The 12,136-nt window shown below is 42.2% G+C and carries 10 protein-coding genes; 6 read left to right on the top strand and 4 right to left on the bottom strand.

What is annotated here, in order from left to right:
• Positions 1-591 (bottom strand): DUF3747 domain-containing protein (locus IQ234_RS16650; RefSeq protein WP_193957896.1); only part of this gene is annotated, 591 nt, incomplete at its 3' end.
• 154 nt (positions 592-745) lie between these two features.
• On the opposite strand from IQ234_RS16650, the gene murD reads away from it, so the two are divergent.
• The 4 genes from murD (at position 746) to IQ234_RS16670 (ending at position 6,699) form a co-directional block, all read left to right on the top strand.
• Complete coding sequence (gene murD / locus IQ234_RS16655) at positions 746-2,095, top strand: UDP-N-acetylmuramoyl-L-alanine--D-glutamate ligase (RefSeq protein WP_193957897.1); 1,350 nt, start codon at positions 746-748, stop codon at positions 2,093-2,095.
• A 311-nt stretch (positions 2,096-2,406) separates the two neighbouring features.
• Positions 2,407-5,034 carry a glycoside hydrolase family 10 protein gene (locus IQ234_RS16660; RefSeq protein WP_193957898.1) on the top strand — a complete coding sequence of 876 codons (2,628 nt, stop codon included), beginning with the start codon at positions 2,407-2,409 and terminating at the stop codon, positions 5,032-5,034.
• Positions 5,035-5,422: 388 nt separating this feature from the next.
• Entirely contained in the window at positions 5,423-6,229 is an 807-nt protein-coding gene (locus tag IQ234_RS16665) for a prohibitin family protein (RefSeq protein ID WP_193957899.1), read from the top strand.
• Positions 6,230-6,300: 71 nt separating this feature from the next.
• A complete protein-coding gene (locus IQ234_RS16670; protein WP_193957900.1) occupies positions 6,301-6,699 on the top strand; it encodes a YidH family protein in 399 nt (132 codons plus the stop codon).
• Between the two features lie 71 nt (positions 6,700-6,770).
• Here the strand turns inward: IQ234_RS16670 and IQ234_RS16675 are convergent, their stop codons facing one another.
• Together IQ234_RS16675 and IQ234_RS16680 are read right to left on the bottom strand one after the other, a co-directional pair.
• Positions 6,771-7,016 carry a hypothetical protein gene (locus tag IQ234_RS16675; RefSeq protein WP_193957901.1) on the bottom strand — a complete coding sequence of 82 codons (246 nt, stop codon included), beginning with the start codon at positions 7,014-7,016 and terminating at the stop codon, positions 6,771-6,773.
• Positions 7,017-7,154: 138 nt separating this feature from the next.
• Entirely contained in the window at positions 7,155-7,850 is a 696-nt protein-coding gene (locus IQ234_RS16680; RefSeq protein WP_104396467.1) for a TerC family protein, read from the bottom strand.
• A gap of 376 nt (positions 7,851-8,226) precedes the next feature.
• Here IQ234_RS16680 and IQ234_RS16685 point away from each other — a divergent pair, with 376 nt between their 5' ends.
• Together IQ234_RS16685 and nadA are read left to right on the top strand one after the other, a co-directional pair.
• Positions 8,227-8,805 (top strand): pentapeptide repeat-containing protein, encoded by a 579-nt coding sequence (locus IQ234_RS16685; protein ID WP_193957902.1) that lies wholly within the window; start codon positions 8,227-8,229, stop codon positions 8,803-8,805.
• A 528-nt stretch (positions 8,806-9,333) separates the two neighbouring features.
• On the top strand, positions 9,334-10,293 hold the full coding sequence (gene nadA / locus IQ234_RS16690; protein WP_193957903.1) for a quinolinate synthase NadA: 960 nt from the start codon (positions 9,334-9,336) through the stop codon (positions 10,291-10,293).
• A 262-nt stretch (positions 10,294-10,555) separates the two neighbouring features.
• On the opposite strand, the gene IQ234_RS16695 is transcribed toward nadA, so the two are convergent.
• The gene (locus IQ234_RS16695; protein WP_193957904.1) at positions 10,556-12,013 is read right to left on the bottom strand and encodes a DASH family cryptochrome; all 1,458 of its coding nucleotides are present in this window, start codon (positions 12,011-12,013) and stop codon (positions 10,556-10,558) included.
• Between the last annotated feature and the right edge of the window lie 123 nt (positions 12,014-12,136).

A 12,136-nucleotide genomic window follows, 5' to 3' on the forward strand; every position in this document is an offset into this window, starting at 1 on the left:
GGGGATAGACGATTGGGTACCCGCGAGTAATTCCGGGGGAGGATTGAAACTGGGACTATCGGCAGTTAGATAGATATGACTGAGATTTTGACCTGCTAGACTGCGTTTAGTAAAGCGCCAGCCATCGATGAGATAAATTTGGATTAAACCGGTCCCTAAACCTTTTGTCCGTCCAATAATCACCTCCGATTGTCTGGGATTGCGGGGGGTTCCCACGAGGACTAATTCCCCGTTGCGTTGTACGATACGCAGCAGGTATTCTAAACCGTAATCTTTGCCCTGAATGCGAAGGGAATAACCGTTACTGTCGGTGGCCCGTTCACAACTGCCGGTAAAATCGAAATCGAGGAGGAGAGGCTGAACAATGGTCGGTTCTCTGCCATTTACCGCCCAACATTGGCGTTTTCCGGGGATTTGTTGCAAAATCAGTAAATCGTATTTACCGTTACCGTAGGGACGGGCAATAGCGATAAAATCCTCTTGATTAACTTCTCGTTGTTCAAAGAGAGTTGCTTGACTGGGTGTCGTCAGGAGACAACCCCCCAGAAGTGAAAACAGTAGGGTAAATTTTAAGGATGATTTTAGATTCATAAATAGGGTGTGTTGTTATGGAGATCGTACTTGCATTTATTTTATCGATCTAGACGCAAGCGAGAGAATTTTGTTTTCAAAGGAAGAGACTCGACCTAATCCACAGTAGGATAGAGATTGCTAAAAATTGACCCTTGAGTAGAGTGGCAACAAGATGGCGAAAGCGGCGATTATTGGATTGGGAAGATCGGGAATAGCAGCGGCAAGATGCTTAAAACGGGATGGTTGGCAGGTGACATTAAGCGATCGCTCTGATTCTCCCAGTTTACAAGCAACCAAAACCAATCTGGAAAGGGAAGGAATTATTGTCAATCTTGGTCAAAATCTCAGTCTAGAGGCAGATTACTTGCCTAATCTTATCGTGGTAAGCCCCGGCGTGCCTTGGGATGCCCCGATTTTAATTACTGCCAGAGAAAAAGGCATCGATACGATCGGAGAATTAGAATTAGCTTGGCGTTATCTGCAATCTTCCCCCTGGTTGGGGATTACGGGGACTAACGGCAAAACCACCACCACCGCCCTCTGTGCCGCTATTTTTCAAAAAGCTGGGTTAAATGCCCCTTCCTGCGGTAATATCGGCTATGCTGCCTGTGAATTGGCTTTAAAAGCCGATAAATACGATTGGATTATTGCAGAGATTAGTAGTTATCAGATCGAGTCCAGTCGGGATTTATCGCCGAAAATCGGCATCTGGACAACTTTTACCCCCGATCACCTCAGTCGTCATCAAACCCTGGAAAATTATTATCAGATTAAAGCCTCTTTACTGCAAAGAAGCGATCGCCAAATCCTCAACGGTGATGATCCCTATCTGCGTCAAATCGGTGTTAGTCAATGGCAACAAGCTTATTGGACTTCTGTGCAGGGCAAAGAGGCACTCTTAGGCGATCCTAGTCGTGGTGTTTATCTGCAAGATAACTGGATCGTGGCTTTTGGCGAATTAATTGCCCCGGTTAATCTCCTGAAAATGGTGGGGAGTCACAATCAGCAGAATTTGCTTATGGCTGTGGCCGCCGCTAGATTGGCAGGAATCGAGAAAAAAGCCATTACCGAAGCGATCGCCACTTTCCCCGGGGTTGCCCATCGCTTAGAGTATATTTGTACCTATAAGGGATTAGACTTTATTAATGATAGTAAAGCAACTAACTACGATGCCGCTGCCGTGGGCTTACAATCCGTCCCTAGTCCAGCGATTTTAATTGCGGGGGGAGAAGCGAAAGTAGGGGATGATCGGGCTTGGATCGCTGAAATTAAGGCAAAAGTCGCCACTGTGCTGCTGATTGGTGACGCTGCCGCCGATTTTGCCCGTCGTTTACAGTCAGCAGGTTATCAAGATTATGAATGTGTAGAGACGATGGACAGGGCAGTTCAACGCGCAGCTGAACTAGGACAGGCAAAAGAGGCTAAAGTGGTGTTATTATCCCCCGCTTGCGCTAGTTTTGACCAATACCAAAGTTTTGAACATCGCGGCGATCACTTTCGGCAATTGTCCTTACAGTTGTAGGGAATTATGAATTATGAATTATGAATTATGAATGGGGAAGTGGGGAATTTCAACTAAAACCCTAAAACCCTAAAACCCCAACACCCTAAAACCGTGTTGCAGACGACTTTTGTTGCCAAAGATACTCTTTTTTGGCTAAGTTATGAATTATGAATTATGAATGGGGAAGTGGGGAATTTCAACTAAAACCCCAACACCCTAAAACCGTGTTGCTGACGACTAAGAAGCAATTTTTGTTGCCAAAGATACTCTTTTTTGGCTAAGTTGGGTAAGATCAGGAGGAGTTAACCAAAAAATTAAGAGAAAAAAACGTGCTGGGATCGTCCTTCCATCTTGATCATCTTTTTAAAAAGCCGCTGATTGCCTGTCTTTCGTCCTGTGTTGCCGTTTTGCTACCGATCCCAGTGTTAGCGGCACCGGTGGCAGTGTTAAAAAGTCAGGAAAATGCCAATCAATGGACAGCTATCACCGAACGTTTACAAAATGTCGGGGTTAGTTACTGTATTCTCCAGAGTAACCAGTGGCAAAGCGACGCGGATTTAAATAAAATTAAGGTTCTCATCATCCCCAACGTCGAGACTATTTCCGGTTTACAAGCCGGTGTCTTGAGTCGTTGGCTGAATCGCGGTGGTAAAATTATTGTCACAGGTCCGGCGGGGAATCTTTCGGAACCTGCTGTGCGTAATCAACTGCGATCGCTATTTGGGGCTTACTGGGCTTATCCCCACTCCCAAGCTTACACCCTGCGACCGACTAATTTAGGTGAACTGAAAAACCAAAAACCTTTAGCCAGCAGTCTCCTCGGTGGTGTGGTTATCCCCACGGGAGTTAATAGCCAAACCGTCGCCGTCTGGGGGGCGCGCAATAATCCCCCCGCCGTTGTCCTCAATAATAACTCGATCTTTCTCGGTTGGCGCTGGGGCAGCGATGCCGTCGCTAATCTCGCCCTCGATAGCGCTTGGTTAGAAACCGCCCTGCAACGCTACGGCATTAATCGCAGTTCTTCTCTTAACACAATTGCGCCCTATTGTCAAGGGCAATCAACAATAGTTAATAATATTAATAATACCCCAACAGCGACCGCACCCCGTCGCCCTTTACCCCAGATTTTAGAAAATCCCCCCAGTGAAACAGCGAGATTAAGTCCGAATACCGAGGCAATTCCCCCCAGAGCGAGCCTAACTCCTCAACAAATTAGCCAAATGAGCGCGGAATTGCAGGGATTAATCGGGCGTTATGGGGCGACTCTCTTAGCTTTAGAAGCCAGTAATAGTAATATATCCAATACTGATAAATCCTTAGCACAAGCATTTCATAATCGGGCGAAAAATTCCCCCACCTCGGATGGGGCGAGACGATTCCGTTTAGCCCTGGAAAATGCCCAAGGAGCCTTAAATAATTTTCAGAATTTAATCGCTCAGGGGGACTATACCCAAGCGCGGGAATTTTGGTTACAAGCGCGGCGAAATCTTTGGGATAATTATCCCACTAATCGACAATTTGCCCAACCAGAAATACGGGCAATGTGGTTAGATCGAGGAACGATCGTACAAGCTAAAAATGAGGAGGATTTAGCTAAAGTATTTGATCGCATGGCGGCAGCGGGTATTAATGTGGTCTTTTTCGAGACAGTTAATGCTAGTTATACTATTTATCCCAGTCAAGTTGCCCCCGAACAAAACCCTTTAACTAGAGGTTGGGATCCCCTAAAAGTTGCCGTTAAATTAGCCCATGAACGTAATATGGAAATACACGCCTGGGTGTGGGTTTTTGCGGCGGCTAATCAAGCTCATAATAAAGTATTAGAGCAACCATTAGATTATCTCGGTCCAGTTTTATCGCGTAATCCCGATTGGGGGGCAACTAATAAAAGTGGTGGTTCTTTTGATTACAGTCAAGGCACAAAAAAAGCCTTTTTTGATCCTGCTAATCCCGACCTACAGAACTATCTTTTATCTCTTTACGAGGAAATTGTCAAGAATTATGATGTGGATGGCTTGCAGTTAGATTATATTCGCTATCCCTTCCAGAGTCAAAATTCTCATCAAACCTATGGTTATGGTAAATCCAGCCGGTGGTTATTTAAACAAATGACAGGAGTTGATCCCATTACTTTAAATCCCCGGGGTGCTTTATGGGAACAATGGACTAGCTTTAAAATCCGTCAGGTTGATACTTTTGTCTCCCAGGTTTCTACTCGTTTAAAACAGATTCGTCCCCAATTAAAAATGTCGGCGGCGGTGTTTCCCCTAGAACAAAAAGAACGGTTATATCGTATTCAACAAAACTGGGAGGAGTGGGGACAAAATCAATGGATAGACCTGATATTTTTAATGACTTATGCTCTTGATACAGGGACTTTAGAAGATAAAACTAAGTCTTTATTTGATCGCAAAATTGCAGGAAATGCTCTGATTATACCCGGTATCCGTCTGTTAAAAGTACCCGATCAAGTCATGATCGATCAACTACAATTTATTCGCAATCTTCCCACTTCGGGATTCGCTCTTTTTGCCACAGAAAATCTCAATCCCAACCTGCAAACAATTCTTAATCGCATTCAGGGATCGATAATTACGAAAAAATCTGAACCTTTACCTCACCGTGAACCCTTTAAAACGGCAGCGGTGCGGTTTAATTCTCTGCGTCAAGAGTGGAGTTTTTTAATAGTTAATAATTTATGGGCAATGGAAGAAGGAACCCTAAAAACTTGGGGGCAAGAAGTGGACGAAATGGCTAATATATTAGAACAATTAGCTACTAATCCCAGCCCTCGCAATTTGACTTTAACTCAAAATGCTCTAAAGCGATTTAGCTATCAATTTAAATCTGTGATGTCCAGACAAAAAGATTTATCTGTTTATCAAATACAAGTCTGGGAAAATCGCCTCGCCACCCTACAAAGTCTCCTAAGTTATGGTCAAAGGGTTGAGTTTTAGGGTAATTGCTATAAAATAAAGTACCAGCTAGAATGGCGGAATGAGAATGTACCATTTAAGACAAGGGAAATTTTGTTATAATTGCTTCTGGATAACCCCGATTCCTTTCTTGGATAAATAAATGCCTTTTTTGTCAACAACTAACGAGATACTGGTTTTAATTCATGATTACGAAAACATTTAATCGGCGACTATGATAACTATAAATAGACAAGTATTTTCTGATATTTCGCCAGTCAGACGGGACGAAAAGGACGAAGCTAAATCTTCATTTTCTAGTTATTGAAGTTCTTCAAATGGATAAAAATGTCACTAATTACGAAGACAGAGTTGGCTCTTTTATTTATTGGCAAACCTATCCCATCAATTATCTATATTCTCAAGTAAAATGCCCAAAATTCGTCTTTTAGCTAGACCAAGTAATATCTTTTTTCTGTTATTAATTTTGGCGATTATTTTTAATCCTTTCGTGATTGTCAATGCGGGAGAGAGAGGGGTTTTAATGGTTTTTGGTCAAGTACAGGAGAAAATACTTAATGAGGGTATTCACGGGATTATTCCTGTTGTTAACACGGTAAAAAAACTAAGTGTGAGAATCCAAAAACAACAGATAGCGGCCGAAGCTTCCTCCAAAGACCTACAGGAAGTATTTACAGATGTGGCACTGAATTGGCATATTTTAGCATCAGAAGTTAATAATATTTTTCAACAAATTGGCGATGAGGCGGCTGTCATTGAACGAGTGATCGATCCAGCAGTGGAGGAAATTCTCAAGGAAGTTATGGCTAAATATACCGCCGAAGAATTAATTACTAAACGGGAGGAGGTGAAAGGAGAAGTAGATATTCGTTTGAGCGAAAGACTGAAAAATTATCATATCGGTGTCGATGATATTTCTTTGGTTCATGTCAACTTTTCCGATCGCTTTACCGATGCAGTGGAAGCCAAACAAATTGCCGAACAGGAGGCCAAAAAAGCCGGTTTTATGGTGCTGAAAGCCTTGAAAGAATCGGAAGTAAAAATCAATCTGGCTAAAGGAGAGGCGGAAGCTCATCGCATTCTCCAAGATTCCTTAAGTCCAGAAGTTTTACAGAACAAAGCGATCGAAAGATGGGACGGTAAGCTCCCCCTATTTATGGATGATAATCTGCTTAAGTCCCTTGAATTGGTTAAAGATAAGCGAAAAACTAGATGATAAAAACAATTTATTAAAACCAGAAAAAAGAATACTTGATTTTATTGAAGTTCACTGCGAGGAACTCCTCTATGCTGTTTAAATCCCGAAAGACAAAGCAGAAATTTAACCCTGATTACTGGCGAGATCATTCGGCCAACGAACGTACCTATCTGTCTTGGATGCGTGCCTCGATCGCTTTGATGGGTTTTGGTCTGGTCATTTTGCGTTTACGGACAGCATCTTCGTCATCTCTAGGACTAGGTTGGTTGTTGGGTTTTGTCTTCGCTATGGTGGGATTATTAACCGTTGTCATCGCCACGCGCCGGTATTTTCTCATCCGGCGAGCGATCGATAATAATAGTTACAAACCTGCTCAAGTCTGGATTATTTGCTTTAGTATAGCGATCGCTTGTCTCGGGTCAGGAATTCTCTATTTTGTCGTCACCAGTCCCGATAGCGGTGGAGTAGAAAGCATCGGTTTCGATTAAAACCCCATCCTCGCAGGGAGCGGGATGGGGAAAAAATTGCTCGATACAGGTGGTAAAATCCAGATAACTACTTAGAATTGCCCATTTTCCGACCTTTCCCAAGAAGGGGCGAAAGGTGGACAAATTAAAGGACAGGCACGCCAATGACTGTGGACAGGGACTCCCAAGCGTTGACAATAGCCATTTCCTCTCCCCTGAAACTTATAAAACCGACAGTAACGACAGGTAGAGGAACAACTGGCAACTTTCGGGAGAGGATTTCCCGTGGTTTCGATCGCTGTTAGTTTTAGGGATAGGGTGGAAATGGTGTCTAGCATGGAAGTCTCCAAGGCTAACGGGGTTCACTAGCGACTCTTACCGTACCTAGTCCCAAATTATGTCACAGTCGCCCATCCTCCCGGAGTATAACGATTGACACGCTCCTAAAAAATTGAGAAAATCCCTTGCTGCTAGAACTATTCCACCACAACACGCTTAGAAAAGCCCCAACTTAACGAGATCGCCACCATCATTAATACCATCCACTCTGGCGGCAAATAGGTTGGTTGACAAGCTTTTAATAGCAATCTTCCCCCTACCGCTAAAACCGTCAGATAGGCCGCATCTTGTAGGTAAACAAACTCAGCCAACCACCTGACAAATAAACCGGTTAAAAATCGTAGGGCTAACATTCCCAAAATACCACCAGTGAGAAGAATCCAGAATCGATCGGCTAGGGCGATCGCTGTTGTCACACTATCGAGGGAAAAAGCCATATCTGTAAAAGCAATCAGAACAATAACACGGCCAAAAGATTCTATGGCGAGATTAGGGGCAAAATTTTGGTCTTCTATGTCTATATCTAAAAATTTCTGGCAAAAATGCTTACCTGCTAACCAGAGCAGATAAATAGCACCCAGTACCTCCACCTGCCAGAATTTAACTGTCCAACTGGCACTCACTAACATGGCAACTCTTAATACAAATGCCCCCGCTAACCCCCAGTTTAAAGCTTGGCGTTGTTGTCTGGGGTCGGGAAGTTCTCGCACCAAAGCCGCTAGGGCGACGGCATTATCGGCCGATAGAATGGTTTCTAAGACTGCCAGGGTGAGAATAGTGCCGCAAGTGGTTAGAGAGAGATTTTCGGCTATATCGAGAATTTGAGGGGACATATAATTATATTTTTACTTTTATGACGTTGTAGATGCGTCTTGGTATTTCCTGCTAGGATTCTTGACTATTTTTTTGTCGGTATCAATCCAAGGTCAAGTTCTTGAGCTTGCGATCGATGGTCAGATCTACTGACAACACTCTCCTTCCCTAGGATTTTGGCCGGACACTATTATCTTAGATAAGGGACAAGCATAAAAGCAAATATTCTTAATTGTCGTTTTAATAAATAAAAGTGATGGAACGGCGAGGGGGCTTCCCAGCTTTGCATAAAGCAAATTTATGGATTTGAAAACAAAGAATATTTGTTTTTATTAAAGCCATTGCCTAGAGTGAAAACAGAGACTCAATAAAGATCACTCAAGGAGATCAAAAACGATGAAACCGATTACAGGCCCCCTCACTCGATCGCTACTGACAGCCTTGTGTCTATTGCTAATCACAGTTTTTTCTTGCTTCCATCCTGCCATCGCTAGGGCCGTTACCACCACCAGTGCCGCAGCTCCTAAAACTGCCGTTGTTGAACCAGTTTCGCCACCGTCAGCTGCCGATAATCTGCAAAAACTACGGGAAACTAACGCCTGTGTCGGTTGTGACTTTAACGGAATTAGCCTCAAAGATTTAAACCTGTCCTCAGCCAATCTAGAAGGAGCAAACCTCAGCCAAGCGGATCTAGAAAGAACAAACCTACAGGGTGCTAACCTGAAAGGGACTGACCTCCGGGGAGCCGACCTCGGCAAAACTCTCCTAGCGGAGGCCGATTTAAGCGGGGCCAATCTCTTAGGTGCAGATTTAGAAAAAGTCAACCTGCAAGGGGCAAACTTAACCAACGCCAATCTGCAAAAAGCTGACTTAGAGAAGGCCAATCTCACTCATGCTCGTTTAGAAGGTGCTAACCTGCAAGATGCGGACGGTGAAGGGGCGATCGGTGTCGATCCCAATCAGTTTAACAGTTGATACAGGAGCCTAGTCTCGTAAAATAGCCAAAGACAGAGGCTATCCCTAGCTAATGCCTTAAAACTCGGTGACTATTGGTTAACTTCGATTTTATGCCCAGTTTTTTCGTTTCGAGTAAAATAGGTGTGTTTTCTGGTATTTAGCCAAGAGTCCTTAAGTTTAGCGATAATCTCAGTTTTAGCGGGTTTATTCGGGCAAATAGTGCCAAGAGCGTGAGCATACAAGTCAGAGCGCACCAAATCGGAACCCTGCTAAGATTTCTTGATTTTATCTCGTTCGGCCGAAGTGTCCCCAGAAATTTGATAGGAATAAACCTGAAATTTTCTTGGCTGATATTGTGATCACCCTTAACATAGGGTTTACCGTTGACCAAGAATCTCTCGATAGGATAGGGTGTCAGAGTTTGGTTGTCAGTCGTTTGATCGCTGTTCCATCAAGCTTTTTTTTGTTTGGGGTCTTTCCTCAGAAAAATTTGCTATGATATAAGGGACTATTTAGTATTTGGTAAAAATAACCATAAATGCCGCCGTGTTCACAACTGTTCAACCCGCAAATCGATCGAGCTTACCTGATGACCTATTTACAGCAATTAAAGAGCTTAAACGGGAATTAAACGCTGTTATTCTGGCTCACTACTATCAAAATTCTGACATACAGGATATAGCTGATTATATTGGTGATTCTCTCGGTTTATCCCAGCAGGCTGCCCAAACCCCAGCAGACGTGATCGTATTTGCGGGGGTTCACTTCATGGGAGAGACAGCTAAAATCTTAAATCCGGATAAGTTAGTATTGCTGCCGGATTTAGATGCGGGATGTTCTTTAGCTGATAGTTGTCATCCTAAAGATTTTGCTCGTTTTAAAGCCCAATATCCCGATCATATCGTGATTTCCTATATCAATTGCAGTGCAGAAATTAAAGCCATGAGTGATATTATCTGCACCAGTTCCAATGCAGTCAAAATAGTTAACCAAATCCCTGCTCATCAACCGATTATCTTCGCTCCTGATCGCAATTTAGGCCGTTATGTCAGTCAGCAAACTGGTAGAGATTTAGTTCTCTGGCAGGGTAGTTGTATTGTCCATGAAACTTTTTCCGAACGCAAGATAATAGAATTAAAAGTCGCCCATCCCCAAGCAAAAATTATCGCCCATCCTGAGTGTGAACCATCGGTTTTACGCCATGCCGATTATATTGGTTCTACGACGGCACTATTAAATTATTCTCTAAAAAGTTCTGAAAAAACCTTTATTGTCGTCACAGAACCGGGGATTATTCACCAGATGCAAAAATCGGCCCCAGAGAAAATATTTATACCCGCACCAGCTTTGAATAACTGTGCTTGTAATGAGTGTCCCTACATGAGACTGAACACTCTCGAAAAATTGTATCTCTGTATGCGAGATAAAACTCCAGAAATTACTATTTCTGAAGATTTAAGAGTTAAGGCACTGTTGCCGATTCAAAGAATGTTAGAAATGTCTTAATCAGTTATCAGTTATCAGTTATCAGTTATCAGTTATCAGTTCATGAGACATGTCCAAAAATTATAACTCAATCAGAGCTTGCTTTGATAATTTGTACTAATAAATAGTTTGATGCTGAAATGTATATCTATTATTGCAATTAAATTTAACTGAAAAATATAGGGACATTAAAATCATTTTTATCTGAGTAAGTTTCTTGTCTAGAAAGAATTATAGTCTTGAGATAATATTAGGTAGAAGTCCACTGATTACTGTTCACTGATTACTGTTCACTAAAATGCTGAAGATAAATTTTTTCGTTGTGTTTGATCGATTGAAAAAAATCGACAATGGGACGAGGATAATTAACCCCTAAAATCACCCCGTAAAGCCTTTGTTCCTCTGGGGATAATTTATAAGGTTCGTGAACTTTATCGCCTTTTATTCGGGCTAATTCGGGCAACCAGTGACGTAAATAGTCACCTTTGGGATCATAATCTTTCGACTGTTTAGGGATATTAAAATAACGAAATCCTCGCGCGTCATTGCCGACACCCGCAGTGTAATTCCAATTACCCCAATTACTACACACATCATAATCAACTAATAATGACTCGAACCATTCTGCTCCCATACGCCAATCAATACCGAGATTTTTGGTCAGAAAACTAGCGACATTTTGCCGGCCACGATTCGACATAAATCCTGTCGCGGCTAATTCTCTCATATTAGCATCTACAAGGGGATAACCAGTTTTTCCTTCACACCAAAGATTAAATCTTTCCCAATCTTCTAACCAAGGTAAATTAAGTTCTTGCAAGCCAGATTTATAGAAAATTTTATTCCCGTGTTTACTGCAAATAAATCGGAAAAAATCTCGCCATAATAATTCAAAAATCAGCCAATAGGTAGAGTCATTTTTTACTCTTGTTTGCTCATATTTTTGTACTTCCTCATAGATATAACGGGGGGAAAGACAGCCAAAACTTAACCAAGCTGAGAATTTTGAGGAATAATTAGTCCCTAACATTTCATTGCGGGTTTCCTTATAGATTTTTAAGGAATCACTATCCCAAATATATTCTTTAACCCGTGATTTTCCTGCCATTTCACCCCCTTGAAACGACAAAACACCTCCCCGGTCTAGAATGGGTTCTGTTAAGCCTAAATCGTTTAAACTAGGAAGGTTTCCCCAATCTATTTTAGGTGGTTTTGTCAACTTTTTCGGATTGGTATAAGTTGTTCTTATTTCCCAATGACGTTCTACTTGTTTACGAAAATTAGTAAATAATTCCGGCAGTTGATTAAGGGTAAAAGGTAAATCATCAGGATGATATAAAGTGGCTGTCCAAAAAGTTTTTATCTGCACAGGAACTCTGGATAAAGCCTTATTTACAGCTTTTTCTACCGCTAATTCCTCTGCTGTTACCTCTTGATGATAATAAACCCTGGCTATCTGCAATTCTTGAACTAATTGCGGGATAATTTCCTCTGGTTTTCCCCATCGGATAATTAAATTACTGCCTAAACCTTCCAGAGATTGTCGCAAATCTGCTACGCTTTCTAATAAAAATTTAGCCCGGAACTTGCCAGTTTTGGGAAACCCGTAGGAAGTAAAACCAAATTGACGCTCATCAAAACAATAGAAGGGAATTATCTCTAATTGTTCTTGAATAGCTCGATAAATTGCCTCGTGATCGTGAACTCGCAGATCATTGCGATACCAGATTAAAACCCGCATTTAACATCAATTAAAAGTTGATAACCGATCAATAAGTAGTTAGGTGTTAAAAACCATCAGACACCCCCCTTATTAAGGAGGGATTAAGGGGGGATTAAGGGGGGATTAAGGGGGGATTAAGGG

This window comes from Microcystis aeruginosa LEGE 91341 (assembly GCF_015206885.1).
In the GTDB taxonomy this organism is placed as follows: domain Bacteria; phylum Cyanobacteriota; class Cyanobacteriia; order Cyanobacteriales; family Microcystaceae; genus Microcystis; species Microcystis aeruginosa_H.